The organism is Methylobacterium sp. 10 (assembly GCF_000519085.1).
Classification (GTDB): Bacteria; Pseudomonadota; Alphaproteobacteria; order Rhizobiales; family Beijerinckiaceae; genus Methylobacterium.
On sequence record NZ_KI912577.1, the window covers coordinates 4,332,329 to 4,359,323 of the forward strand.

The following is a 26,995-nucleotide window of genomic DNA, read 5'->3' on the forward strand; positions in this document are numbered from 1 at the left end:
GAAAGCCGCGTCCCTGAGCAGGTTGTGCATCCTGAAACCCGCGACACTCGAACGACCCGAGTGAGGGGAGTCGCCGACTTGCCGATGCGAACCCGCTTCGGCGTCAGGCGCTGTCGGGATCCTCGTCGTCCTCTTCGATCAAGCTCAGCGTGCGCAGGATCGCCAGGGCGACCATCTCGGCATCGATCTCCCCCTCGGGGGTCGCCGGGAGGATCGCCACTGTGCTGACCTCCTGCCCCGCGAGGCGGCCGACCACGACCTTGTAGACGTCCCCTTCCGGGGCCTCGTCGTCGCGCACGAGGCAGACGCGATGGTCGCCGGCCTCGCCGTAGACGCGCTCGGTCGTCACCTCGATCCGGTCGTCGTCGGCGCGCGCCGGCTTGCGGGGCTGACCGAAGGTCGGACGGATGATGTTGCTCATGTCGACCCTCCCGGCCGCATTCGTTCAGACGTCGAGATTGGCGACGCTGAGGGCGTTTTCCTGGATGAACTCGCGGCGCGGTTCCACCACGTCGCCCATCAGCTTCACGAACAGGTCGTCGGCATCCTGGGTGTCCTTGATCCGAACCTGGAGGAGCGAGCGGACCTCGCTGTCGAGGGTCGTTTCCCAGAGCTGCTGCGGGTTCATTTCGCCCAGGCCCTTGTAGCGCTGGAGCTGGAGGCCCTTGCGGCCGAAGGCCATCACCGCCTCGAACAGGCCGACGGGCCCGTGCAGCACGGTCTCCTCGCCCTTGCGGGCGTAGGTCACCGGCTCGCCGTAGATCTCGCGCAGGGCCTCGGCCCGGTCGGCGAGGCGGCGAGCTTCCTGCGAGGCGATGAGCGAAGCGTCGAGGGTCACCACCTGACGCACCCCGCGCAGGGTCCGGCTGAGGATGTAGCTGCCTTCGCTGACGGAGCCTTCCCAGCCCTGCTCGATATCGTCGGCGATGACGTCCATGCGCCGGGCGATCTCGGTGGCGAGCCGGGTCGCCTCGGCGTGGTTCTCGTCCACGTTGGTGCGGAAGCCTCCGGCGATCATCGCCTGTTCCACCGTGGCGCGGTCGTAGCGGGTGTGGAGCGCCTGCATCAGGCCGCGGAACTGGCGCGCCTCCTCCACCAGGACCTTCAATTGCGGGCCGCCGAACTCGGCGCCGGAGGCAAGGCGCAGCACCGCCCCGTCGACGCCGGCATCGATGAGGTAATCCTCCAGGGCCCGCTCGTCCTTGAGGTAGATCGCGGTCTTGCCCTTGGCGGCCTTATAGAGGGGCGGCTGGGCGATATAGACGTAGCCGCGCTCGATCAGCTCCGGCATCTGCCGGAAGAAGAAGGTCAGGAGCAGGGTGCGGATGTGGGAGCCGTCCACGTCCGCGTCGGTCATGATGATGATGCGGTGATAGCGCAGCTTGTCCGGGTTGAAGCCTTCGCGGTCGGTGGAGGACCGGCCGATGCCGGCGCCGAGCGCCGTGATCAGCGTTCCGATCTCGGCCGAGGACAGCATGCGGTCGGCGCGGACGCGCTCGACATTGAGGATCTTTCCGCGCAGCGGAAGCACCGCCTGGAAGTGGCGGTCGCGGCCCTGCTTGGCCGAGCCGCCGGCGGAATCGCCCTCCACCAGCAGGATCTCGCATTTCGACGGGTCGCGCTCCTGGCAATCGGCGAGCTTGCCCGGTAGGGACGCGATGTCGAGGACGCCCTTGCGGGTCACGGTCTCGCGGGCCTTGCGCGCCGCCTCGCGGGCGGAGGCCGCCAGGATGACCTTGCCCATTACGGATTTCGCCTGGGACGGGTTCTCCTCGAGCCAGTTGGAGAGGCCCTCGTTGAGGACGTTCTCCACGGCCGGACGGACTTCCGACGAGACCAGCTTGTCCTTGGTCTGGGACGAGAATTTCGGGTCGGGCACCTGCACCGAGATCACGGCGGTGAGGCCCTCGCGGCAATCCTCGCCGGTGAGGGTGATCTTCTCGCGCTTGGTGATGCCGGTGGATTCGGCATAGCCGGTGATCTGCCGGGTCATGGCGGCGCGGAAGCCCGCCATGTGGGTACCGCCGTCGCGCTGCGGGATGTTGTTGGTGAAGGGCAGCACGGTTTCGTTGAACGAGTCGTTCCACCACAGCGCCACCTCGACGCGGATGTTGTCGCGCTCGGCCCGCACGAAGACCGGCTTCGTCATGCCCTCGATGGGTTTGCGCGAGCGGTCGAGGTAGCGCACGAAGGCCTCGATCCCGCCCTCGTAGAACAGCTCCTCGCGCTTGTGCTCGGCATGGCGCGCATCGGTGAGCACGATGCGCACGCCCGAATTGAGGAAGGCGAGTTCGCGCAGGCGCTTCTCCAGCGTGGCGTAGTCGAACTCGATCATCGTGAACGTGTCGGTGGAGGGCAGGAACGACACCTCCGTGCCGCGCCGGCCGTTGCCGTCGCCGACGATCACCAGCGGCGAGACCGCGTCACCGTGGCGGAACTCCATGGCGTGCTCCTTGCCGCCGCGCCAGATGCGCAGGCGCAGCCATTGCGACAGGGCGTTGACGACGGACACGCCGACGCCGTGCAGGCCGCCGGAGACCTTGTAGGAATTCTGGTCGAACTTACCGCCGGCATGGAGCTGGGTCATGATGACCTCGGCCGCCGAGACCCCCTCCTCCTTGTGGATGTCGGTGGGGATGCCGCGGCCGTTATCGGACACCGTCACCGAGCCGTCGGCGTTGAGGGTACAGGTGACGATGTCGGCGTGGCCTGCCAGCGCCTCGTCGATGGCGTTGTCCACCACCTCGTAGACCATGTGATGAAGGCCCGACCCGTCGTCGGTGTCGCCGATATACATGCCGGGCCGCTTGCGCACGGCATCCAGGCCCTTGAGCACACGGATCGATTCCGCGCCATAGGCCGTAGCCGCCAGGTTGCGGGAGGTGTCGTCGTCGGTCATGTCGGACATCAAGTTCCCCAGGCAGGCGGGTCTTTGCTTGATTTTCGTGCCACGGCTCGAGCCCCGGGCGCGCCTGCGATTCGTTCAGTGAGCCATATATAAGCGGTGCGTCTTGAAAATGCACCGCATGAGCATAGGCGGTCCCCGTGTCTTCCCGACGACTCGGAGGCTTGCCGCCAAGCTTGACATCGCCGCAATCTCACTCTGCATCGAGGGTCGTGCCGACCCTTTCGAAAACATACCATGCAGGGTATGAAGAATGGGCTGGCAGGTCGAGCTTCACCATGAATTCCGGCGCGAGTTCGATGAGCTGCAGGAGGCGGTTCAGGACGAGTTGTTAGCCATGATCGAGCTTCTGAAGGTCGCGGGCCCTGGATTGAGACGGCCCGGGGCGGATACGCTCAATGGTTCGAAGCATGCCAACATGAAAGAGCTTCGCTTCGAGGCGGACGATGGTGTCTGGCGGGTGGCCTTTGCCTTCGATCCTGTTCGAACAGGCATTCTCCTCGTTGCCGGTGACAAGTCCGGTGTTTCGGGGAAACGTTTCTACACCGCGTTGATCAAGCGGGCCGACGCTCGTTTCGACCGGCATCTCAAGGCCATGAGCAGGGATGGGAGCTCCCGGTGACCGATGACCATCACCCTGTTTCGGCGGACGACATCCTCGCGACGCTCACGCCGGAGCGACAGGCACGGATCAGAGCGCGCGGCGCCGAACTGATCGCCGAGGAGTTCGCGTTGAGAGACCTGCGACGCGCCGAGGAGATCACCCAGGCAACCGTCGCCGAACGGCTGGGTGGCCGTCAGGTCTATGTCTCGCGCCTCGAGAAGCGCGCGGACATGAAGCTCTCGACCTTGCGTGCCTATGTGCGGGCGATAGGCGGCGATCTCCAGCTCTTGGTGACGTTTCCGGAAGGCCGCACCGTACGTCTGAACGACATCGGTGCGGCCGTTCCCCGTGTCCGCAAAAGCCCGGCCCGAAAAATCAAGACCGCCGAATGACATCACCGGCCGGTCTTCGGCTTCACTCCTGCAGGAACGGGTTCGTCATCCGCTCCTCGCCCAGCGTGCTCGTGGGGCCGTGGCCGGGGATGAAGGCGATGTCGTCGCCCAGCGGCAGGACCTTCTCCTTGATGGCGCGGATGAGCTGGTCGTGGTTGCCCCCGGGCAGGTCGGTGCGGCCCACCGAGCCCTTGAACACCACGTCCCCCACCAGGGCGAAGCGCGCGTCGCGGCTGACGAAGACGACGCTGCCGGGCGAGTGGCCGGGCGCATGCAGGATGTCGAAGGCGAGATCGCCGACGCTCACCGCGTCGCCCTCGGCGAGCCAGCGGTCAGGCGTCACCGCGCGAGCCCCGTCGATGCCGTAATTCGCGCCCGTCTCGGGCAGGCTGTCGAGGAGGTAGCGGTCGGCCTCGTGCGGGCCCTCGATGGGGACGCCGAGGCGCTCGCGCAGCTCGTCGGCGCCGCCGGCATGGTCGATATGGCCGTGGGTGAGCAGGATCTTCTCGATGGTGATACCCTGGTCGCGGATCGCGGCCTCGATCCGGTCGAGGTCGCCGCCGGGATCGACCACGGCGCCGACCTTGGTCTCGTCGGACCAGATCAGGGTGCAGTTCTGCTGGAAGGGCGTCACCGGGATGATTCCGGCGCGGGGCGTGCCTGCCATCGGGACCGTCTCTCCGTCGATTGGGCGCGCGAGGATCGCGCGGGAACCGCCTGTCTAAGCGGGTTCGCGCCGGCAAGCCAACGCTTCCCCTCGCTCGGGCCCTCGGAGCTTGGGCCATCGGAGTGTCGCAGGTTTCAGGCCGCAGGACCGGTCGTCGGTGCGGCGTGCCGACGATTGCCGCTGCGCCGCCAAAATTCGGCCTCGCCGGCTTCCTAGACGTGGCCTATCTGGACACCGGCACCGTCCAGGACAGGCCCGCCGGCCTGAGACGACGACGCGGCCACCCTCACGCCAGCCGGGGCAGTCCCTTGAGCACATGCTGAAAACCGCTTTCGTCGCCGCACGCGACCGGCAGCGCCTGAGCGAGATCGCCGCCGTCCTGATCGGCTACGGCGTCACCAAGGTGGTGGAACGTCTCGGCCTCGGCCATCTGGCGCGGTTCGCCAAGCGCCGCCGGCCTCAGGTGGACGTGGCGCGCCTGTCCCAGCCGCAGCGCGTGCGCCGGGCGATCGAGGCTCTGGGGCCGACCTTCATCAAGCTCGGCCAGATCCTCGCGAGCCGGCCGGACCTACTGACGCCGGAATGGACCGAGGAGCTGGAGAAACTCCACAGCCAGGTCCGGCCCATCGCCTGGGACAAGATCCGCCCGCAACTGGAGGCCGATCTCGGCGCGCCGCCCTCGGAGATCTTCGCCGAGTTCGACGTCGTTCCCCTGGCCGCGGCCTCCATCGCCCAGGTCTACCGGGCGCGGCTGATGTCGGGCGAAGAGGTGGTGGTGAAGGTCCTTCGTCCGGGCCTGCGCAAGATCATCGAGGCGGATCTGCGCCTCCTCGCCCATGCCACCCGCATCGTGGTGGACGAGTGGCCGGAATTCGGCCGCTACCAGCCCCACGAGCAGATGCGCCATCTGGCCAGCGGCCTCTACGGCGAGCTCGACCTCGTCAACGAGGCACGCAACTGCGAGACCATCGCGGCGATCTTCGCCGACCGGGACGACATCGTCATCCCCAAGATCCACTGGGAGTTCACCTCCGAGCGCGTCCTCGTCCAGGAATTCATCCACGGCATCCCGCCCAACGACCATGCCCGCCTGGACGCGGCCGGGATCGACAAGGTCAAGGTCGCCCAGAAGGGCACCGACGCCTTCCTCAACATGGCGCTGATCGAGGGCGTGTTCCACGCCGACCCGCATCCCGGCAACATGCTGGTGATGCCCGGCAACCGCATCGGCTTCATCGATTTCGGCATCATCGGCCGTCTGTCCGAGCGTCGCCGCACGCAGCTCCTGATGCTCATCGGCGCGATGCTGAAGGAGGATTCCGACGGGCTGATGGCCGTGCTGCTGGACTGGACCGGATCGAGCAACCCCGATCTCACCAAGCTCGAATCCTCGTCGCAGGCCTTCATCAACCGCCATGCCGGGTCGGTGCTGAATTTCGGCGACCTCCTCACCGATTTCATGACCATGGCCCGCGAGAACGACCTCGCCATGCCCACCGACCTCGCCATCCTGTTCAAGGGTCTGGTGACGGCGGACGGGGTGATGCGCCACCTCGACCCGAAATTCGACCTCTTCACCGCCGCCGGACCCACGGTGAAGAGCAAGCTCGCCTCGCAATTCTCGATCAAGGGCATCACGCGCAAGGTCGAGGCGGTGGGCGCCGGATTGTTCGGCGCGGCCTCCGAACTGCCGACCCTGATCCATCTCATGCTGGTGCGCCTGAAGCAGGGCCGCGTCACCGTCGAGATCGAGCTGAAGGGGATCGAGAAGCTCACCCGCGGCATCGAGCGCGCCGCCGCCCGCATCGCCGTGGCGCTCATCGTCGCCGCCTTCGCGACGCAGCTCGCCCCCCGCTTCATGGACCTCGGCACCCCGGCCTTCGTGACGGTGGGCGCGATGGTCTGCGTGATCGGAATCGGCTGGCTCGTGCTGCTGGGGCGCAACAAGTAGGGGAGCCTCGGCTCCCCTCTACGGCACCGGAACGGTCTGGGGTTCGCAGGAGCGGATGGCGGAGTAGTCCATCGTCGCGCGTGCCTTGGACAGATCGTGCGCGTTCTGGAGGTTGAGCCAGAACTGGGGCGATGTGCCGAAGCGGACACCGAGCCGGATCGCCGTGTCGGCACTCACGCCACGTCGTTCGCGGATGATCTCGGACAGGCGGTTGGGGGGAACACCGATCTCGGCCGCGACCTGCCGGGCGGAAAGCCCGAGTGGGGCGAGGTATTCTTCGGCCAGAACTTCACCCGGATGCGTGCGAATGCGAGACATGTTCGCTCTCCTTCGTGTCTCAATGGTAATCGACGATGTCGACCTGCTCCGGTCCTTGTGCTGTCCACCGGAAGCAAAGGCGCCACTGGTCGTTGATGCGGATGCTGTACTGCCCGGCACGATCGCCCCTGAGACGTTCGAGCCGGTTCCCGGGGGGTGATCGTAGATCGTCCAGGGTCGTTGCGGCATCGAGAATATCGAGCTTGCGTTTGGCCGCGGCCTCGAAAGCACGCCAGGGCCTGTAGCCCGTTCCATCGTAGAACAAGGCTTCGAGGCGTTTGTCTGCAAAGCTCTGAATCATGCGCGCACTACGTGATACGTTACGTGTATCATCATCGATGCGATTGGACAAGTTATGGGTATCAAATCCCCATCGACCTTGTGCTTTTACGAAGGAGCAAAGCGCCACCGGCTCGATGGGACTCGACGCTGGATATCTCCCTCCGATCGGTAGTCCGACGTCGCGGGATATCGAGGGCGTCCTTAAATCAGCCGCGTTGTGCATCGCATTTCGACCGCGGGATGGCGCCCTTCCCTGCCCACGAGGGCGAGGAGAGCGCTCCAGCCGACCCTACGTGATCGAATCTCCGGTGCCCTCCCTGCGATGAACATCATCCTGATCAAGCTGTTCGCCACGGCGTTGACGCTCAGTCAGGTGACGACGCGGCCGGATGCGGTAAAGACGCAGTTCGATCCGGTGGCCGACAGGGGGCAGGTGGTGCAGATCCTGCGCGACGGCTGCGCCCATATGCGGAAAGCCTTCGACATCGAGGACATCAACCTCGACGAGCTGATCTCCACCGCGATGGAGGACCCCTCGGCCATCGCCGGTGCCTCCGCGCCCAAGCTCCTGCACGGGCTCGATATCGGCGAGCTCAACACCAGCTACCGCCAGTTCTGCAAGGGCGAGAACCCGGCGAACTCGCCCTTCGACGCGGCCGAGGTCATCGCCTTCTACAACAAGGCCGTGGCCGACCTGCCCTCGGCCCAGGACCTGAAGGACCGCAAGCTGCCCGGCGCCAGCCTGATCCTCGACGGGGCCGGCAAGCGCTACGCCGAGGCGTTCGAGGCCAACGGGCGCCGTCTCAGCGTGCCGATCTCCGACGTGCCGGTGATGGTGCAAAAGGCGTTCGTGGCGGCCGAGGACAAGCGCTTCGAGACCCACAAGGGCATCGACGAGCGCGGCGTCATCCGCGCCTTCATCGGCAATCTCGCCTCGCCCGGTCGTCCGGCCGGCGGCTCCACTATCACTCAGCAGGTGGTCAAGAACCTCTCGGTGGGCGACGACGTCACCTACGAGCGCAAGATCCGCGAGATGATCGTGGCCTCGCGCCTGGAGCGGATCCTGGGGAAACCGCAGATCCTCGAACTCTACCTCAACGGCATCTATCTCGGCCGCGGTTCCTACGGGATCGAGATGGCCGCGAGGAGCTATTTCGGCAAATCCGTGGGCCAGCTCACGGTGCCCGAGGCGGCGCTTCTCGGCGGCATGCCGAAGGGGCCGAACTTCTACAACCCGGACAGGTACCCCGACCGCGCCAAGGAGCGCCGTGCCTACGTCCTGGCGCGGATGAAGGACGAGGGCGTCATCACCGAGGCGCAGCTGACCGAGGCCGCCAACGCCCCCCTCGGGCTGAGGCCCATCGAGACGACGCGGCGGGATTCGGGGTTCTACTTCGTCGATCACCTCACCCGCGAGGCGCGCACTTTCGCGGGCATCGACTCGCTCACGTCCGCCTCCCACGTGGTGCGCTCGACCATCAATGCCGGCCTCCAGACCGCCGTGGAAACCGCCCTGCAGGACGGGCTCGCGAATTACGAGCGGGCCACCGGGCGCCAGCGCTACGAGGGGCCGGAATTCAACCTCGCCGACAGCGTCGCGAAGCTCGGCGGGGCCGCGCCGGCCGTAGAGGGATCGGTCCAATCCATGCCCCTCGTCGTCGGCGGCGAGACGAAACCCAAGCCTGCGCCGGTCAATCCCAAGCCTGCGCCGGTCAATCCCAAGCCTGCGCCGGTCAATCCCAAGCCCGCGGCGGCGACCGCCGGGCCGAAGCCCGTGCCGCAGAAACCCACTTGGCAGCGTGCCCTGGAGAGCGCGCGGCCGGTGCTCTACGACGTGCATTGGCCGCTGGCCGTGGTGCTCGAATCCGGGCGCGGTCCGGTGAAGGCGGGGCTCGCCGATGGGAGGATCGTCAGCCTCGATCCGGGCATCGCCAAGGGGCGGCTCCAGCCCTACGACGTGGTGCGGGTGAAGCTGCGCGACCCCAAGGCCAAGGTTCTTCGCGCGGATCTGCGGGTGCGCCCCTCGGTCCAGGGCGCGGCATTGGTGCTGGAGAACCGCACCGGGCGCATCCTCGCCATGGACGGGGGCTTCTCCTACCCGCTGAGCCAGCTCAACCGGGTGACGCAGACCGTGCGCCAGCCCGGCTCGACCCTGAAGCCACTGACCTATCTCGCCGCGCTCAATGCCGGCCTCCAACCCAATACCCTGGTGATGGACGCCAGCGTGACCCTGCCGCCCATCGGCGGCGTCGGCCAGTCCTGGAGCCCGAAGAACTACGATGGCGGCGGCTCGGGGGCGACGACCCTTCGGCGCGGCCTCGAATTCTCGAAGAACCTCGTCACCGCACGCCTGCTCCAGGGCGGCATCGCCGACACCGCGCCGGCGAGCCTCACCCGCATCTGCGACCTCGCCCTCGAGGCGCAGCTCTACGCCGAATGCGAGCGCTACTATCCCTTCGTCCTCGGCTCGCAGCCGGTCCGAATGGTCGATCTCGCCGCCTTCTACGGTGCGATCGCCAATGAGGGCGCACGCCCCGCGCCCTACGCGCTGGAGGCGGTGGAGCGCGACGGAACGGTTCTCTACAAGCGCGAGCCGAAGGAGCCGGTGCGGATCGGCTCGGCCGACAGGGTCGCCTTCTACCAGTTGAAGACCATGCTGCAGGGCGTCACCAACCACGGCACCGCGGCGGCCCTCGCCCGCTTCTCGGGTTCCATCGCCGGCAAGACCGGGACCTCGGAGAACGAGAACGACGCGTGGTTCGCCGGCTTCACCAACGAGATCACCATCGTGGTCTGGGTCGGCTACGACAATGCCGACGGCACCCGCCGGACCCTGGGGCGCGGCCAGACCGGCGGGCATCTCGCCGTGCCGATCGCCGGCACCATCCTCCAGGCCGCCTGGGCCAACGGTGTGGCGCGCACCCCCCTCGCCCCACCCTCGCCGGAGGCGAAACGCCTGCTCGCCGACCTGCCCATCGACCCGCGCAGCGGCGAGCGTGTCGCGGGCGGCGGCTTCCTCGAACATTTCCGGCTGAGCAACGGCCGCGTGGCCGACACGCAGTATCAGTTGCTGCCGCGCGAGGTGCAGACCGCCATGCGCCCGGATGCCGAGGACGGCGACAATGGCGGCCTCGACGACGGCGCCGATGCGACGGGCGACCTGTACGGCAACCTCACCACCCGGCGCGGGTCCGAGCCGGACCTCCTCGACCCCTTCGGCGAGCGGCAGCCGCAGGCACGCAGCCGCCGGGCGCAAGGGGATGGCTATGGCTACGAGGGGTCGCGGAGCCCGTCATGGCCCGGCACTCAGCGCTCGCCCTTCGGCGAGGAGGAGGCGCCCCGCGCCCGCCGCCGCGATCCCGATTACCTGTTCGGCGACGACCCGCGCTACTGAGGCGCGGATCCCCTCCCCCATCAGCAAACAGAGGCCCCGACGTGAAGACGCAGCTTCCGGCGACACGTGTGCTTGCCCAGATTCTCAGCTTCCTGCCCGTGCTGGCGCTCAGCGTTCCCGCCTCCGCGCAGGAGGGAATGAAGGTCCAGGTTCCCGCCGACCGGATCAAGGAGGTGGCCGCCATCGAGCCGTCGGGCGTGGCCGGCCTCAAGCCCGGCACCATCCTGTTCACCGACCATCGGGACAACCCCGCCAACCCTGAAAGCGGCCTCACGCCCTATCTCGAATGGCGAAAGCTGCGCCCGGCCGAGCAGGCGGCTTTGGCGCCCTTCCCCGCTTATGCCGAGCCCGACTACGCGGTGACGCTGAACGGGGTCACGAAGCAGCGGCACGAGACCCTGAAGGTCTATGTGGCGCAGGGGCGGTTCGTGGTGGGAAAGCCCGCCGAATCCATCGACCTCTCGGCCTTCGCCACTCTCGGCTTCGTCTCCAAGATGGACCCCGTCATCAAGCACAAGACCCTGAGCCCCGCCGAGGTGACGCCGACCAAGGACCCGGCCGCCGCCTTCGCCCGGCGCCCGGACCGGGCCTGGTGCGAGGGTGCGGCCGCCTGCATCGAATCCCGCTACGATCTCGAGGGCAAGCTGCCGCTGGGGGTCAAGCTCGCCAACAAGCTGGAGGACGGCGCCTCCAAGAAGGTCGCCGAGTTCGTCTCGTTCCAGAGCGAGCTGCGGACCCTGCCGGCGGCCGAGGCGGCCTCGCTTGCGGCGCTCACGCGGGTCGACACGCCGGTGGCCGGCGGCCTCGAACAGACCATCTTCTGGGTCAACCAGATCCTGCGCTTCGGCAAGTTCCTCGCCGTGTTCCAGCCGATGCCGAACGACCCCGGCAAGACGGTGGTGACGACCTACATGGCGCTGGCGATCAAGGCCGATGTCCTCGACCGCAAGCAGGAATATGCCCGCGTGCCGGTGCTGAAGAACCTGCTCCCGGCCCAGGTGCTGATGGGCAATTCGTCCTTCAACACCGGCACGTCGATCAGTGCCGGCCTTCCCACCTACGCCCGCAACCGCATGATCGCCTTCGCGGACGCCCTGGCGAAGAACTGAAGGGTGGCCTCAGTTGCCGCGGCTGACGATGGAGGGCATCGACGGGGCAGTGTAGGCGCGGTTCACGTCGCGGCGGGTCTGGGTGCCGTTGGTGTCGTTGGAGCGGCGGTAATTCTCGGTGCTGAAGCTGTCCGAGAGACCGCTGCGGTCGGTGCTGTTGCAGGCCCCGAGGGCACAGAACAGGCCGGCGGCGACGAGGAGGGCGGTGGGACGCATCGGAAGTTCCTGGTGTGCTGGTCCTGCTGGACCGATCGCCCCTGTGGTGGTGCCGGGGAGGTCGCCGCGTCAAGCACAAGGATAACGAAACGTCACGGCTTACCGGCAGAGTGATGTTCCCGCGCCACGAAAACGCTCACTACGCTTGACGACAGTCGGGCATCGGAGGCGCAATCCTGCGGAATCGCCGCCCCTGGATCTGGTGCTTCGGCCCACCTTGGGCGACACATTGTCCGACATGAGCAACGTGGTCCCCTTCTCCCGCCCCCGCGCCGTTCCGGCGCCACAGATCAGCGACGTGGTCGCCGTCGCCGACGATCTGTTCGCTGCCCTGGAACTGCTTCAGGGCGTCACCGAGCGCGCCGCCTCCATGGGCCGTCCCCGCCGGGAGATGGAACTCACCGTCCGCAACCTGCGCGAGGCGGTCAGCGCCGTGGAACGGGCGCTCGACTGCATCGGCGAAGGCGACGAGGCCGGCCAGGGCTGAACGGAGCCCGCTTCGGAGCGTGACGCGTCCGGGCGCCTCCTTGCCCTGACGGGACGTAAGGCGCACGCCGAATCCCGCCGGGACGATATATTTCTTCTCGCCTTCGTCCACTTGTGGACAGACGCTCCATCGGTGATACGCTATGGCGCGAGACAGAAGGTGAACACAGCGTGTCCCATGCTCTCGTCGATTGAGTCCTTCCTCGAAGGCAATCTCCTGCTGAAGGCTCTGTCCCCGGAGGATCGGGGACTGCTCGCGCCCCATGTCGAGCGTGCCGACGTTCGGCGTGGCGAGACCCTGTTCACCGTCGGGTCCAAAGTCTCGTACATCTCGTTTCCCTGCGAGCAGACGGTCATCAACCTGATCGTCTCCATGCGCGACGGACGGAGCGCGGAAACCGCCACCATCGGGCGAGAGGGCGCCGTGGGCGGCGTCGTCAGCCACGGCAGTCTCCCGGCTTTCAGTACGGCCCTGGTGCAGATCGGCGGCCCGGTCCTGAGGCTCGATGCCGCCAAGCTGCAGGACGCCAAGCTCCGCTCGACCACCCTGCGCAACCTCTTCACCCGGTATGCGGACTGCCTTCTGGGACAGGTGCTGCAATCCGTGGCCTGCAACGCTCTCCACCCGATCGAGGAGCGCTGCCTGCGCTGGCTGCTGACGCTGCAGGACAGGATCGGTACGGAAACGCTTCCCGTGACCCACGAACTCCTGGCCAACATGCTGGGTGTCCAGCGCACCTACCTGACCAGGATCCTGCGGACCCTGCAGATCCAGGGACTGATCGAGGTCGGGCGCGGCCGCATCACCATCCTCGACCGGGCCAAGATCCAGGAGGCGGCCTGCGAGTGCCATGGCGCCGTGGTGAGCCATTTCGAGACCGTGCTCGGGGCCGTCTACGATGCCGACGGGCGGATGCTCTCCGTCGATCCTCCGACGCAGCCGCGCGAGGACGATCCCGTCCGTGCGCCGGAATCCGTCTGAACCGGGGGCGGTCGAGAGCCGTGGGAGCCTGCGAAGAAATCTGCGCCGGCGGGAACTTGCCGGGCCCAGTCACCAATCTCATTGTCGTGCCGGAAAGCGTGGGGGCAACTTGCGAAATCTGACGGCGGGACTTGTTCACTGCAAGGTCTGACGGCATCTGATGGGAAGACGACCGTCCGATCCAGATCCGCATCCGATGACCATTGCGAAAGCACCGTCACCCCGCCGGGGGAGCCGTGGCGATCCTTCATCGCCAGTGCCGGCCATGGCCGTCGGCGCCGGCGACAGGCGGGACGGTGTCGGCGCGGATGCCGGCGGCGAAGAGCCCTCCCGCGACCGGAACGCCACCGACGAGCGCTATCGGCTGGTCGCCAAGGCGACCAACGACGTCGTCTGGGACTGGGATCTGAGGCACGACACCATCGTGTGGAACGAGGCGCTCGAGACGTCCTATGGCTGGCCGCCGGGCCATGTCGGCCCGGGTTCGGCCTGGTGGCTCGGCAACATCCATCCCGACGACCGGGGCGCGGTCTCCGCCTGCCTGAACGCCGTCCTGGAAGGACGCTCCGACCTGTGGAGCCAGCAATACCGCTTCCTGAAGGGGGGCGGTGGCTACGCGGACGTGCTGGATCGCGGGTATCTCGTCCGCGACGCTTCGGGCGTGCCGCTGCGGATGGTCGGTGCGATGCTCGACATCACCGTGCGGAGCCAGCTGGAGGCACAGTTCCGCGCGGTGTTCGAGGGCGCGAATATCGGGATCGTCCAGTTCGATCCCCGCAGCGTCCTCGCGCTCAGGGTCAACGCCAAGCTCTGCGAGATCTGGGGCGCGCCGGAATCCGAGATCGTCGGATGTTCCCTCGCCCAATGGACGCCCGCCGAGGATGCGGGCGAGCGCGACGCCCTGCATCAGCGGCTGGCCACCGGCGAGACCCTGCAGGACCGTTTCGAGAAGCGCTACCGCCGGCGGGACGGGCGGCTCATCTGGGCGAGGGTCAACCTGGTCTCGCAGACCCTGGGCGATGAAGTCCACGCCATGGCGATGATCGAGGACATCACCGAGGAGAAACGCGCGGATGCACGCCGCGACGCGCTCCTCAGCCTGGGCGACCGCCTGCGCGAACTGCGCTCGAACGCGGATGTCGTGGCGATGACGGCGGAGATCCTGGGCCGGACCCTGGGCACGACACGGGCCGGCTACGGCATGGTCGACCTGCCGGCCGGCCTGGTGACCGTCGCGCATTCATGGTCCGCCGATGGACAGATCTTTCCGAGCCAGACCCTGCCACTGGACGAGTACCCCGCGAGCGTCGCCAGCCTTCGGCGCGGAGAGGTCCTCGCCGTGGCCGATCTCGCCTCCGCGCCCGAACTCGACACGGACGCGGCCCTCTACATCGCCCAAGGGGTCCGGGCGGTGATCTCCGTGCCCCTGCTCCAGCGCGGCCGCCTCGTCGGCGTGCTCTATGCGACGGAGGCGTCGCCCCGCGCCTGGACCCAGAACGAGGTCGATTTCGTCCGCGACGTGGCGGAGCGGGCCTGGAGCGGGCTGACCCGGATCGAGGCGGACGAGCAGCAGCGCATCCTCAACCGCGAACTCAGCCATCGCATGAAGAACACCCTGGCGATGGTTCAGGCGATCGCCTCGCAGAGCCTGCGCAACGTCACCGACATCGAAGCCGCCAAGCATGCGCTCGCCGCGCGCCTGATCGCCCTGGGCAAGGCCCACGACATCCTGCTGACCGGACAGCGGGAGAGCGCGGAGATCGCGGCGGTGCTGACGAGCGCCCTGTCGCTGCATGACGACCAGCAGCCCGGCCGGTTCCACCTGTCGGGCCCCGACATCGTCATCGGCTCGAAGGCGGCGCTGTCTCTCGCCCTGATGATGCACGAACTCGCCACCAATGCCGCCAAGTACGGCGCCCTCTCCCGACCGGACGGCCGCGTCACCGTGGCGTGGAGCGTGGTCGCTGCGGACGAGGACGACACGATTCACCTCACATGGTCCGAGCGCGGCGGCCCGCTCGTGCATCCCCCGACCCGCAAGGGCTTCGGCTCGCGCCTCATCGAGCGCGGCCTCGCCGGTGCTGTCGGCGGCGAGGTCTCCCTCGCCTACGAACCGGACGGGCTGGTCTGCCGGGTCGTGGCGCCTCTCTCCGGTTTCCAGGGAAGCCTTTAGCGGCGCAAGGCGTCCCGCTCGCGTGGCGCTTGCCGTCGCGAAAGCTTCGCCGGAGCTCGATCCGGGCCGGATTTCAGCGTCGATATTGTAGCTGTACGCTTTTTGTTCTAGCTGGGTGGCGGATATGCGTGGCGTGCGTCTTGCCCGCCCGGCTCGTGCGCCCGACATGGCGACCGGCGGCGGGACCATCGTCGTCGACCTCGCCGCATGACGTCTCGGAGACCATCTCCCCCGAGCATCATCGCCGATTGCCCGTTCCTGCAAGCCCTGCCGCCGAAGAGACCCAATGGCCAAAGCAAAAGCCGCCGCCAAGAAACCACAGGGCCTGAAGACCCGAGCCGCGCAGGCTCAGGAAGAGAGCGTCGAGGCGCGGATCGAGAAGCTGTTCGAGGGGAGCCCCGACCGTCGCGTCATCGCCGTGCGCGGCGCGCGCGAGCACAACCTGAAGAACATCGATCTCACGATTCCGCGCGACAAGCTCGTCGTGTTCACCGGCCTGTCGGGGTCGGGCAAGTCGTCGCTCGCCTTCGACACGATCTATGCGGAAGGACAGCGCCGCTACGTCGAATCGCTCTCGGCCTATGCCCGCCAGTTCCTCGAGATGATGTCGAAGCCCGATGTCGACCAGATCGACGGGCTCTCCCCGGCCATCTCCATCGAGCAGAAGACGACGTCGAAGAACCCGCGCTCCACCGTGGGGACGGTGACCGAGATCTACGATTACATGCGCCTGCTCTGGGCGCGGGTCGGCATCCCCTACTCGCCTGCCACCGGCCTGCCGATCGAGAGCCAGACGGTGAGCCAGATGGTCGACCGGGTGCTGGCCCTGCCGGAGAAGAGCCGGCTCTATCTCCTCGCCCCCGTCGTCCGGGGCCGCAAGGGCGAGTACCGCAAGGAGATCGCCGAGTTCCAGAAGAAGGGCTTTCAGCGCCTGCGCATCGACGGCGAGTATTATCCGATCGACGATGCGCCCAAGCTCGACAAGAAGCTCAAGCACGACATCGACGTGGTGGTGGACCGCCTCGTGGTCCGTGCCGACATCGCCGCGCGGCTGGCCGATTCCTTCGAGACCGCCCTGGAGCTGGCCGACGGCATCGCCCTGATCGAATTCGCCGACCCGGCCGAGGGCGAGACCATCACCTTCTCGTCGCGCTTCGCCTGCCCGGTTTCCGGCTTCACCATCGCCGAGATCGAGCCGCGCCTGTTCTCGTTCAACAACCCGTTCGGCGCCTGCCCGACCTGCGGCGGCATCGGCCACGAGATGCGGATCGACCCCGAACTGGTGATCTCCGACGCCAAGCTCAGTCTCAAGCGCGGCGCGGTCGGCCCCTGGGCGAAATCGACTTCGCCCTATTACGGCCAGACCCTCGACGCGTTGGCCAAGCATTACGGTTTCAAGACCAGCGTGCCCTGGTCGGACCTGCCCGAGACCGCGCACAAGGTGATCCTCTACGGATCAGGTCGGGAGGCGATCCGGTTTGCCTACAATGACGGCATGCGCGCCTACGAGGTGAACAAGCCGTTCGAGGGCGTCATCCCGAACCTGGAGCGGCGCTACAAGGAGACCGAGAGCGACGCGTCCCGCGACGACATCGCCCGCTTCATGAGCGAGACGCCCTGCGCCTCCTGTGGCGGCAAGCGCCTCAAGATCGAGGCCCTGGCGGTGAAGGTCGCCATGCAGGACATCGGCGACGTCACCGCCCTCTCCGTGCGCGAGGCGCACCGCTGGTTCTCCGAGCTCTCCGGGAAGCTGACGCCGAAGCAGAACGAGATCGCTTTCCGCATCCTCAAGGAGATCCGCGACCGGCTCACCTTCCTCGTGGATGTCGGCCTCGACTATCTCACCCTCGCACGCGGCTCGGGCTCCCTCTCGGGCGGCGAGAGCCAGCGTATCCGCCTCGCCTCGCAGATCGGCTCCGGCCTCACGGGGGTGCTCTACGTCCTCGACGAGCCGTCCATCGGCCTGCACCAGCGCGACAACGAGCGCCTGCTCGGCACGCTGAAGCGCCTGCGCGACCTCGGCAATTCGGTGATCGTGGTCGAGCACGACGAGGACGCCATCCTCCAGGCCGATTACGTGGTCGATGTCGGCCCGGGGGCGGGCATCCATGGCGGCCGGATCATCGCCCAGGGCACGCCGGAGGAGGTGCTGAAGAGCCCCGATTCCCTGACGGCGAAATACCTGACCGGCGAGATGAGCGTGCGGGTGCCCTCCGCCCGGCGCAAGTCGAGGAAGGGCAAGCTCACCCTCGTCGGCGCCCGGGGCAACAACCTCAAGGACGTGAGTGTCGAGATCCCCCTCGGCACCTTCACCTGCGTCTCCGGCGTATCGGGCGGCGGCAAGTCCACCCTCATCATCGACACGCTGTACAAGGCGGTGGCCAAGTCCCTCAACGGCGCCATGGAGCATCCCGCTCCGTTCGAGCGGCTGGAAGGGCTGGAGAACCTCGACAAAGTCATCGACATCGACCAGTCGCCGATCGGACGCACGCCGCGCTCGAACCCGGCCACCTATACCGGCGCCTTCACCCCGATCCGCGACTGGTTCGCCGGTCTGCCCGAGGCCAAGGCGCGGGGCTACCAGGCCGGGCGCTTCTCGTTCAACGTCAAGGGCGGGCGCTGCGAGGCCTGTTCGGGCGACGGCGTCATCAAGATCGAGATGCACTTCCTGCCGGACGTCTACGTCACCTGCGACGTGTGCAAGGGCCGCCGCTACGACCGCGAGACCCTGGAGGTGAAGTACCGCAACCATTCCATCGCCGACGTCCTCGACATGACCGTCGAGGAGGCCGCCGACCTGTTCAAGGCGGTGCCCACCATCCGCGAGAAGATGGAGACCCTGGCGCGGGTCGGCCTCGGCTACGTCAAGGTCGGGCAGCAGGCCACGACGCTGTCGGGGGGCGAGGCGCAGCGGGTGAAGCTGTCCAAGGAGCTCTCCAAGCGCGCCACCGGCCGCACGCTCTACATCCTCGACGAGCCGACCACGGGCCTTCACTTCCACGACGTCGCCAAGCTCATGGATGTACTCCACGAACTCGTGGACCAGGGCAACACCGTCGTGGTGATCGAGCACAACCTCGAGGTCATCAAGACCGCCGACTGGGTCATCGACATGGGCCCCGAGGGCGGCGACGGCGGCGGCATCGTGGTGGCCGAGGGGACGCCGGAGCAGATCGCCAAGTCGAAGGCGAGCCATACCGGCCGGTTCCTGCGCGACGTGCTGGCCCGCCGCCCCCTCGCCGAGGTCGCCGCCAAGGGCCGGGACGCGGCGGAATAGGCATCCGCCCCGCTAAGGCCAAGCTCGATTCGGCGGCTTTTGGGAACGGGGGCCCTGCTGCGGTGCACAGGCTCCGGGCGGGCGGGGATCGCTGCCCTCCGGCGATGCGCAAACTCCCGTCGTCGATTGCGCAATCGTCCTGTCGCACGGATCGACCGCAACAGATTGGCCACTAAGCGTTATTTTGCCGACGCGTTGCTCATTGCGGCGTCATGCCCGCCGGAATTCTGCTGAGAAAGTTAACGAAACCTTGCACTGCACCGCATCGAAATTGCGGCTTTTCCGCAACGGTGGGTTTGGAACTGCCTCGATCCGAAGCATTGGACTGTCAATCCGAGCCGACCTGTAGAATAGTTCTCAGCGTTGAGACACGAATTCGGGCCGCAAGGGGGGCCCTACGCACTGGATGTCAGCAAGCCGCGAGAACGCGGCACTCGGCACGATGGTTCGTAGGTCTGCGCGGCGAATGCCTGAAATCCTTGGGAAGGACTAGACAATGACGAAGAACTGGCTGGCCACCGGCGCGCTCGCGCTGACCATGGGCATGAGCGCCACGGCTTCCTACGCCCAGACGACCACGATCCCCGGCGAGCAGGTCGGCCTCGCCACCGGCGCGCCGCTGCCGGAGGGCATCTACGCCCTGAACACCTTCGTTTACCAGTCGCGTGACAACTCGGCTCTGGACGTCGGGATCAACATCCCCGTCCTGGTCTGGTCGACCCCGCTGGTTCCGCTCGGCGGCCGCATCGAGCTCCTCGTGGCTCCCCCGACCGTGTTCGCTTTCGGCAACCGTGGCGGCGCGACCGGCCTGCGTGATCTCTCGATCAACGTCGGTACCTTCGTCGGCGGTATCTGGGCCTTCGATCTCGGCAACAACTTCGGCGTCAGCTTGCTCGGCGGTGTCTACCTGAACGAGCTCAACGGCGACCGCGGCGTCCTCGTGCAGAACAATGGTGTCGTCGCCTCCACGGCCGTGCTGCCCCAGCTCTCGTCGAACACCTACCGCTTCGGTGTCGCCGGCAGCTACACCGGCGACGGTTACAACCTGACCGCCAACCTGACCGCCAACATCTACGACTCGCCGTCCTCCTTCGGCGGTGGCCGTGACCCCAGCCGCCCTGGCTTCTCCACGGTTTACTCACTCTCCGACTCCCTCAACCTCGACCTGACCGCCACCAAGAAGTTCGGCAAGTTCGAGATCGGCGCCATCGCCTACGGCACCGTCAACTTCGACACCGGCGCCAAGGCTGCCGGCATCATCAACGCCGCCCTCAACGATCGCGGCCGGTTCCTGATGGGTGGCCTCGTCGGCTACGATTTCGGCTTCGCCACCGCGCAGGTCTACGTCGCCCGCACCGTCGCGACCACCAGCTTCGACAGCACCGAGATCTCGGGCCGCCTGATCGTTCCGCTGTACTCGCCGACCCCGGTCGCCGCTGCTCCGGCCCCGATCATCCGCAAGTACTGATCACGGGCTCTGCGACGAGGTTCAGTCTCGTCGCAATCCGGGTCTCGAAAGCCCATCCGACCGGAAGGTCGGGTGGGCTTTTGCTTGTTCGGCGACAGGTCTTCTCATTGCTTCACGAAGTGCCCCGGCAGCGAGCGCTTCGACCAAATGTCGCGTTTTTCGACTGTGCCGAAACTTTCCTCTTCCGGGCTCCGTAACGAGCAATGACCCCCGCGAAGGGGTATAGCTCAAGAGGAACGCTCCATGACCAACGCCCGTCGCCCCGTGGCCTCCACGTTCGCCGCCGTCGCCCTCGCCTTCACCATGGGCGCCGCTTTCCCGATGGCTGCGCTTGCCAAGAACCCGATGGTCGGCGGCGCTCCGATGTATGCGTCGAAGAACATCGTCGAGAACGCCGTCAACTCGAAGGACCACACGACCCTCGTCGCCGCCGTGAAGGCTGCCGGCCTCGTCGACACCCTCGCCGGCCCCGGACCCTTCACCGTCTTCGCGCCCACCAACGCGGCCTTCGCCAAGCTGCCGGCCGGCACCGTCGAGACCCTGGTGAAGCCCGAGAACAAGGCGACGCTCACCGCGATCCTCACCTATCACGTTGTCCCCGGCACCCTGACCGCGAAGGATCTCATGAAGATCGCCAAGGACGGCGGCGGTGAAGGCCAGATCAAGACCGTGCAGGGCACCCCGCTCGTGGTCCAGACCAAGGGCAAGGCCGTGTATCTCACCGACACCAAGGGCAACACCGCCAAGGTGACCATCGCCAACGTGATGCAGTCGAACGGCGTGATCCACGTCATCAACGGCGTGCTGCAGCCGTAATACAAAGCGGCGCTGATCCCGACCAATGGCCGGCATCAGCGCGTTCGGCGGACGCCCGCCACCGCGCGGTCGCGCGGTCGCGCGGGTAGACGCTTTTCAGGACCCGAAACTCTCACCCCGGCTCCCCAGAGCCGGGGTTTTTTATAGTGCTTTCAAAAGACCCCCGCGGTCGCGGAGGGACCATTCCCGTCCGCACCTCCACGAACAGCCCGCTCCTTCGCCTAGTCCGCGCGGCTGAGCTTGCGTGCGCTGGCGAAGCGGTTGAGGAAACGCGGCTCCTTTTCCGGCGCCACGCGGATGGCGAGATGGATCGTGCCGGCCTCTTCGGCGCGGCGGTCGAGGACCTCGGCATTCTCGTAGAGCCAGTTGAGCGCCGCACCGTCCTCGGGCGCCAGGGTAACGGCGAAGGTGGAGCGTCGCTTGGCGATCCGTGCCTCGATCCGGCCCGACAGGGCCGCCAGGCCCTCACCCGTGAGAGCCGAGACCAGGATCGGCACGTCGCTGTCCCGGTCGTTGCGCCCCTGGGCGCTCAGGTTGAGGAGGCGGGTCCGCTCCGAATCGTCGAGGAGGTCGGCCTTGTTCCAGACTTCGATGATTCGCTCGGCCGTGGTCTCGATCCCGAGTTCGCGCAGCACCTCGCCGACATCCTCCGCCTGCGCCTCCGAATCGACGTGGCTGACGTCGCGGACATGGAGCAGGATATCGGCCTCGATCACGTCCTCAAGCGTGGCGCGGAAGGCGGCGATGAGCGCCGTGGGCAGTTCCGAGATGAAGCCCACCGTGTCCGAGAGGATCACCGTCTCGCCATGGGGAAGCTTCGTCGCGCGTGCGGTCGGGTCGAGGGTGGCGAACAGCATGTCCTTGGCCATCACCTCGGCCTTGGTGAGGGCGTTGAACAGGGTCGACTTGCCGGCATTGGTGTAGCCGACGAGGGCCACGATCGGATACGGCACCCGCGCCCGGCTCTCCCGGTGCAGGCCGCGCGTCCGGGTGACGCTGTCGAGCTCACGCTCGATCTTCGTCATCCGCTCCTGGATCATCCGGCGATCGGCCTCGATCTGCGTCTCGCCGGGGCCGCCGAGGAAGCCGAAGCCGCCGCGCTGGCGTTCGAGGTGGGTCCAGGACCGCACGAGGCGGCTTCGCTGGTAGGCGAGATGGGCGTGCTCCACCTGCAGCGTACCCTCGCGGGTGGAGGCGCGCCGGCCGAAGATTTCGAGGATGAGCCCGGTACGGTCGATGACCTTGCAGCCGAAGGCCTTTTCGAGGTTGCGCTGCTGCACGGGCGAGAGGGCGCAATCCATGACGACGAGGCCGATCTCCTCGGCCTTGATCCGGCCGGCGAGTTCTTCGACCCGGCCCTTGCCGAGATAGGTGGAGGGCCGGATGCGCGAGACCGGCGCGATGATCGCCTCGGTGACGTCCAACTCGATGGCCACGGCCAGACCCGCCGCCTCGTCGATCCGCGCCTCGCTGGAGCGCGTGACGTCGGCCGGTCCGCCACCCGTCCGGGGTGCGGCGGACCGGGTGAGATAGGGGCCGATCACCAGCGTATGGGTCGCCGCCGCGATCTCACCTTCGGGAGCGGCCATCGCCTGGAGCCGGGCTTCGCCCGGCGTTGTCATTTGCGTCATGAAATTCGGTTCGACCCTGTCCCCTGAAGATGAGGAGAATGGGCTTTTGCCGACGTCAAACAAGGGCAGTCTCGGGTCCTCGTTCGATGTTCGGCGTCAGACGTTCGGCAACGTCTCGTCATAGGCAAGACTGCCGACGTCGTTTCACGCCTTCTCGGGCGCCGTCTCGTCCGGCTCGAACAACTGTACCGGGTGGCCGGGCATGATCGTCGAGATGGCGTGCTTGTAGACGAGCTGCGAATGCCCGTCCCGTCGCAGGAGGACGCAGAAGTTGTCGAACCAGGTCACGACGCCCTGAAGCTTGACGCCGTTGACGAGGAAGATCGTGAGCGGGATCTTGTTCTTGCGGACATGATTGAGAAACGTGTCCTGCAGGTTCTGAGCGCGTTCGCCCGCCATTTTTTATTAATCCTTCTTAGAAACCTGCCGCCCGCCGTGACTGGCGGGTTCTTGTTGGTTCGAATGCGAAGCAGACCGGGTGAACCGGGCAACCTCGACTATTACACGTTCAATGCCACTCTTATGCAAGAGGAAGGTCGCGCCCCCTCCCGTCAAGGACCGATGCCGAGGGACTTCAACTTGCGGTGCAGGGCGGACCGTTCCATGCCGATGAACTCGGCGGTCCGCGATATGTTTCCTGAAAATCGTGCGATCTGTGCGATCAGATACTCGCGCTCGAAGATTTCCCTCGCCTCGCGCAGGGCCAGGCTCATGAGCTTCTCGCCCCCCGCGCCGTTCGGCGTCGTCGGAACCAGGGCGCCGATCTCGGTGGGCAGCATCTCCGATGTCACCTCCTGTTCGGGGTCGGTATGGGTGAGGATCATCAGCCGCTCGACGTTGTTGCGCAGCTGGCGGATATTGCCCGGCCAGTCGTGCGATTGCAGCACCGCCATGGCGTCCTCGGCGATGCGCCGGCGGGCGAGGCCGGTGGCGGCCGAGATCTGCTCCATGAAGAAGTTGATGAGTTCGGGCACGTCCTCGCGCCGCTCGGACAGGGACGGCACCCGGATCGGCACCACCGAGAGGCGGTGGAACAGATCCTCGCGGAAGCGGCCGGCGGCGATCTCCTCGGCGAGGTCGCGCGAGGAGGAAGAGATGATGCGCACGTCCACATGGACGCGGGTGGTGCCGCCGACGCGCTGGAAGTTCTGGTCCACCAGCACCCGCAGGATGCGGTTCTGGGTCTCGCGCGGCATGTCGGCGATCTCGTCGATATAGAGGGAGCCGCCATGGGCCTCCTCCAGGGCGCCGACCCGGCGGACGCGGCCCTCGCCGGCCTCGACGCCGAACAGCTCCGCTTCCATGGTCTCGGGCGTGATCATCGCCGCGTTGATGACGACGAAGGGCCCGCTGGCGCGGGACGACGAAGCGTGGAGGGTCCGCGCCGAGAGTTCCTTGCCGGACCCCGGCGCGCCGAGGATCATCACGCGCGCATTGGTGGGGGCGACCCGCTCCACCGTCTGGCGCAGCTGGTTGACCGCCACGGATCCGCCCACGAGGCGGCTCGCCTGGCCGGAACGCGCCTTGAGATCGCGCACCTCGCGCTTGAGGCGGGAGGCTTCGAGGGCGCGTTCGGCCACCAGGACCAGCCGGTCGGCCTTGAACGGCTTCTCGATGAAGTCGTAGGCGCCTGCCTTGATGGCGGCCACCGCCGTTTCGATGTTGCCGTGGCCCGAGATCATCACCACCGGGAGGTCGGGATGTCCGAGCTTGATCTGGTCGAGCACCTGCAGCCCGTCGAGGCGGGAGCCCTGCAGCCAGATGTCGAGGAAGACGAGGTGGGGGCGACGCGACTCGATGGCCGCGAGCGCCTCGTCGGAGCCTCCGGCCGTCCGGGTCCGGTGACCTTCGTCGTCGAGGATGCCGGCGACGAGGTCGCGGATGTCGGCCTCATCGTCGACGATCAGAATATCGGCGCTCATGACGTCATCTCCGCGATTGGGGGTGCCGTCGATGCGGCAACCTTCTCAGCCTGCGCGGAGGGTTTCCCCTCCGTCGTCTTTTCCCGGGTATCGAGGGGAACGCGCATCCGCACGCATCCGCCCCTGCCCGAGGGGTTGTCGTTCAGTTCGATGCCGCCGCCATGCTCTTCGAGCACCTTGCTGACGATGGCGAGTCCGAGCCCGGTGCCGCCCTCGCGGGTGGTCATATAGGGCTCGAGCAGCCGCTGGCGCCCCTCCACGGGGAAGCCTTTGCCGTTGTCGGTGATCTCGATCACCGCGAACCCCTCCTCGACGAGGAGGCGCAGATCGACCCGACCCTTGCCGAGTTCGGCCTCGGGCACGGCGGAGACGGCCTCCACCGCGTTCTTGAGGATGTTGGTGATCGCCTGCGACAGCAGCCGGATGTCGAAGGCGGCATGCAGGCGGTCCTGCCCGGCCTCGGTGAAGGCGAAATCCATGTCCGGATGCGCCACCCGCATCATGAACAGGTTCTGCTTGGCGATCTCGCTCAGGTCGTTCCGGGCGATGGCGGGCTTGGGCATCCGCGCGAAGGAGGAGAACTCGTCCACCATGCGCTTGATCTCGTCCACCTGGCGGATGATCGTCGCCGTGCACTGGTCGAACACGTCCTTGTCCGCCACGATGACCTTGCCGTATTTGCGCCGGATGCGCTCGGCCGAGAGCTGGATCGGGGTCAGCGGGTTCTTGATCTCGTGGGCGATGCGGCGGGCGACGTCGGCCCAGGCCGAGGTGCGCTGGGCCGTGACGAGGTCGGTGATGTCGTCCAGGGTCACCACGAAGCCCCTTGCGCCGCCTTGCGCCTGTTCGCTGGTGACGCGCACGGTGACCGTGCGCTCGCGCCCGTCGCGGGTCAGCTGGATCTGTTGCTGGAGCGCGCGCAGGCGTCCCTCGCCGCCCTCGGGCAGGATGGCCTGGAGCTCGGGCACGGCCTGGACCAGCGGCTTGCCGATGATGGCGTCCGCCTTCAGCCCCAACGTGCGCTCGATGGAGGGGTTGGCGATGGTGACGAGGCCCGCCGCGTCGACGCCGATGACGCCCGGGGAGACCCCGGCCAGAACCGCTTCCGTGAACCGGCGGCGGCGGTCGATGAGTTCGCTCGCGGCCGTCAGCCCGTCGTGCTGGCGACGCAGCTCCTGCGTCATCTTGTTGAAACTCTCGCCGAGATGGGCGAGGTCGCCGTCGCTCTTCCGTGCCGGGACCTGGGCGTAGAAATTGCCCGAGGCGACCTGATCGGCCGCGTTGATGAGCCGGCGGATCGGCGCCACGAACCGGTTGGCGAAGTTGAGGCCGAACCAGACCGCCGAGAGGAGGGCGATGAGGGCGATCAGCACGAAGATCGAGGCGAAGCTGATCTGGATCGAGCGCTTGAGCGAATCGTAGGTGAGATACTCGGCCGCCGCCGCCCGCGAGACGCCGGGGAAGTCCACGGCGAGCTGGCTCACCTCGCGCTGGACCAGCAGCACGGCCCCGTCATAGGCCGGCATCCGCAGCAGGGCGGCGAAGACCCGCCCCTCGCTCGGCCTCAGGCAGATCGTCTCGTTGGATTTGGCGGCCTCCTCGAAGGCCGCGGCGGAGGGCAGCCGGCGCTCCTTGAGGACGTCGATCTTCGCCCGTGCCACGAGCTCGTTCGGTCCGCGCATGATCTCGGCGACCGGCAGTCCCAGCGCGGTCGCCCGCGTGGTGAGGAAGTTCTCGAACCACTCCCTGTTCACATCGAAATTAGGCCGGGCCCGCGTGAGGTCGTCGGTGAGGATGCGGATCTCGCGGGCGAGCGACTGGCACTGGTTCTCCTGGTAGGCGTCGGCCACCTCCACCGATTTCAGCACCACGTCGCGGACGCGATCGGTGAAGCCCAGGGACAGGCCGCGATCGATCGTCACCGCCGCGACGACGGCCAGCAGCACGGTGGGCAGGATCGCGATCAGGCTGAACAGGCCGACGATGCGGGTATGCAGGCGCGCCACCGCCGCATTGGCCCGGCGCGCATGCAGGAAGACCCGCGCCTCCCAGCCGATGATGACGAACAGGCTGAGGACAAGGAAGACGTTGATGCCCAGCAGCGTCAGGCCGATCGTCGGCGTCGGCGTCACCCGGATCACGCCGGCTAGGATCAGGAACGTCGCGATGGCCGAGACCAGGGCCGTGGTGACGACGAGCGCGCCGATCCAGCCGGGGCCGCGCGGTGCTGCCCGAATGGTATGCGGTTCGGCCTCGCCCTCCGGTGAGACGTCGTCTCCCGGGGCGGCCGATTGTCTGGAACGTCGAAGCCACGCCATGGCTGATGCGTCGCCACAACAGTGTGGCGAAATTAATACGAATCGGGCAGGCCTATCCGTGGAAACCGCCCAGGCAGTACGCCC

21 protein-coding genes are annotated in these 26,995 nt (G+C 67.1%); 11 read left to right on the plus strand and 10 right to left on the minus strand.

The genetic code is table 11. From position 1 onward, the window contains the following. Nucleotides 1–103: 103 nt before the first annotated feature. On the minus strand, nucleotides 104–421 hold the full coding sequence (locus tag K368_RS0120405) for a hypothetical protein (protein ID WP_027173956.1): 318 nt from the start codon (nucleotides 419–421) through the stop codon (nucleotides 104–106). A 24-nt stretch (nucleotides 422–445) separates the two neighbouring features. Beyond that, a complete protein-coding gene (gyrB, locus tag K368_RS0120410; RefSeq protein ID WP_027173957.1) occupies nucleotides 446–2,899 on the minus strand; it encodes a DNA topoisomerase (ATP-hydrolyzing) subunit B in 2,454 nt (817 codons plus the stop codon). A gap of 259 nt (nucleotides 2,900–3,158) precedes the next feature. Here gyrB and K368_RS0120415 point away from each other — a divergent pair, with 259 nt between their 5' ends. Together K368_RS0120415 and K368_RS25200 are read left to right on the plus strand one after the other, a co-directional pair. Beyond that, on the plus strand, nucleotides 3,159–3,527 hold the full coding sequence (locus K368_RS0120415) for a type II toxin-antitoxin system RelE/ParE family toxin (RefSeq protein ID WP_027173958.1): 369 nt from the start codon (nucleotides 3,159–3,161) through the stop codon (nucleotides 3,525–3,527). Further along, entirely contained in the window at nucleotides 3,524–3,901 is a 378-nt protein-coding gene (locus tag K368_RS25200) for an XRE family transcriptional regulator (RefSeq protein WP_036266549.1), read from the plus strand. Before K368_RS0120415 ends, K368_RS25200 begins: the two co-directional genes overlap by 4 nt. Before the next feature lie 22 nt (nucleotides 3,902–3,923). Here the strand turns inward: K368_RS25200 and K368_RS0120425 are convergent, their stop codons facing one another. Beyond that, nucleotides 3,924–4,568 carry an MBL fold metallo-hydrolase gene (locus tag K368_RS0120425; RefSeq protein WP_027173959.1) on the minus strand — a complete coding sequence of 215 codons (645 nt, stop codon included), beginning with the start codon at nucleotides 4,566–4,568 and terminating at the stop codon, nucleotides 3,924–3,926. 316 nt (nucleotides 4,569–4,884) lie between these two features. Here K368_RS0120425 and K368_RS0120430 point away from each other — a divergent pair, with 316 nt between their 5' ends. Then, entirely contained in the window at nucleotides 4,885–6,519 is a 1,635-nt protein-coding gene (locus K368_RS0120430) for an AarF/UbiB family protein (protein WP_027173960.1), read from the plus strand. 18 nt (nucleotides 6,520–6,537) lie between these two features. Here the strand turns inward: K368_RS0120430 and K368_RS0120435 are convergent, their stop codons facing one another. Together K368_RS0120435 and K368_RS0120440 are read right to left on the minus strand one after the other, a co-directional pair. Then, nucleotides 6,538–6,837 carry a HigA family addiction module antitoxin gene (locus K368_RS0120435; RefSeq protein ID WP_027173961.1) on the minus strand — a complete coding sequence of 100 codons (300 nt, stop codon included), beginning with the start codon at nucleotides 6,835–6,837 and terminating at the stop codon, nucleotides 6,538–6,540. Between the two features lie 19 nt (nucleotides 6,838–6,856). Next, complete coding sequence (locus tag K368_RS0120440) at nucleotides 6,857–7,138, minus strand: type II toxin-antitoxin system RelE/ParE family toxin (protein ID WP_027173962.1); 282 nt, start codon at nucleotides 7,136–7,138, stop codon at nucleotides 6,857–6,859. A gap of 303 nt (nucleotides 7,139–7,441) precedes the next feature. Here K368_RS0120440 and K368_RS0120445 point away from each other — a divergent pair, with 303 nt between their 5' ends. Continuing rightward, complete coding sequence (locus K368_RS0120445; protein WP_027173963.1) at nucleotides 7,442–10,513, plus strand: transglycosylase domain-containing protein; 3,072 nt, start codon at nucleotides 7,442–7,444, stop codon at nucleotides 10,511–10,513. A gap of 41 nt (nucleotides 10,514–10,554) precedes the next feature. Beyond that, nucleotides 10,555–11,622, plus strand: a complete 1,068-nt coding sequence (locus tag K368_RS0120450; protein ID WP_027173964.1) for a hypothetical protein — start codon at nucleotides 10,555–10,557, stop codon at nucleotides 11,620–11,622. A gap of 9 nt (nucleotides 11,623–11,631) precedes the next feature. Here the strand turns inward: K368_RS0120450 and K368_RS0120455 are convergent, their stop codons facing one another. Next, entirely contained in the window at nucleotides 11,632–11,838 is a 207-nt protein-coding gene (locus K368_RS0120455) for a hypothetical protein (protein WP_027173965.1), read from the minus strand. Between the two features lie 238 nt (nucleotides 11,839–12,076). Between K368_RS0120455 and K368_RS0120460 the strand changes: the two genes are divergently transcribed. From K368_RS0120460 to K368_RS0120490, 6 genes are all read left to right on the plus strand, one after another. Next, nucleotides 12,077–12,325 (plus strand): hypothetical protein, encoded by a 249-nt coding sequence (locus tag K368_RS0120460; RefSeq protein ID WP_027173966.1) that lies wholly within the window; start codon nucleotides 12,077–12,079, stop codon nucleotides 12,323–12,325. 177 nt (nucleotides 12,326–12,502) lie between these two features. Further along, nucleotides 12,503–13,306, plus strand: coding sequence for a Crp/Fnr family transcriptional regulator (locus tag K368_RS0120465; RefSeq protein WP_027173967.1), 804 nt, complete (start codon nucleotides 12,503–12,505; stop codon nucleotides 13,304–13,306). Between the two features lie 265 nt (nucleotides 13,307–13,571). Then, a complete protein-coding gene (locus K368_RS0120470) occupies nucleotides 13,572–15,479 on the plus strand; it encodes a PAS domain S-box protein (protein WP_036266551.1) in 1,908 nt (635 codons plus the stop codon). A gap of 286 nt (nucleotides 15,480–15,765) precedes the next feature. Continuing rightward, the gene (uvrA, locus tag K368_RS0120480) at nucleotides 15,766–18,756 is read left to right on the plus strand and encodes an excinuclease ABC subunit UvrA (protein WP_027173969.1); all 2,991 of its coding nucleotides are present in this window, start codon (nucleotides 15,766–15,768) and stop codon (nucleotides 18,754–18,756) included. A 496-nt stretch (nucleotides 18,757–19,252) separates the two neighbouring features. After that, nucleotides 19,253–20,224 carry a transporter gene (locus K368_RS0120485; RefSeq protein WP_027173970.1) on the plus strand — a complete coding sequence of 324 codons (972 nt, stop codon included), beginning with the start codon at nucleotides 19,253–19,255 and terminating at the stop codon, nucleotides 20,222–20,224. Between the two features lie 243 nt (nucleotides 20,225–20,467). Beyond that, nucleotides 20,468–21,040 carry a fasciclin domain-containing protein gene (locus K368_RS0120490; protein ID WP_051439943.1) on the plus strand — a complete coding sequence of 191 codons (573 nt, stop codon included), beginning with the start codon at nucleotides 20,468–20,470 and terminating at the stop codon, nucleotides 21,038–21,040. Between the two features lie 221 nt (nucleotides 21,041–21,261). Here K368_RS0120490 and hflX read toward each other — a convergent pair whose 3' ends face one another. From hflX to K368_RS0120510, 4 genes are all read right to left on the minus strand, one after another. After that, nucleotides 21,262–22,671, minus strand: a complete 1,410-nt coding sequence (gene hflX, locus K368_RS0120495; protein WP_027173972.1) for a GTPase HflX — start codon at nucleotides 22,669–22,671, stop codon at nucleotides 21,262–21,264. 144 nt (nucleotides 22,672–22,815) lie between these two features. Then, entirely contained in the window at nucleotides 22,816–23,070 is a 255-nt protein-coding gene (gene hfq, locus K368_RS0120500) for an RNA chaperone Hfq (protein WP_003600267.1), read from the minus strand. Nucleotides 23,071–23,222: 152 nt separating this feature from the next. Next, nucleotides 23,223–24,593 carry a sigma-54 dependent transcriptional regulator gene (locus K368_RS0120505; RefSeq protein ID WP_027173973.1) on the minus strand — a complete coding sequence of 457 codons (1,371 nt, stop codon included), beginning with the start codon at nucleotides 24,591–24,593 and terminating at the stop codon, nucleotides 23,223–23,225. Then, a complete protein-coding gene (locus tag K368_RS0120510) occupies nucleotides 24,590–26,911 on the minus strand; it encodes a PAS domain-containing sensor histidine kinase (protein ID WP_027173974.1) in 2,322 nt (773 codons plus the stop codon). Before K368_RS0120510 ends, K368_RS0120505 begins: the two co-directional genes overlap by 4 nt. Nucleotides 26,912–26,995: the final 84 nt, after the last annotated feature.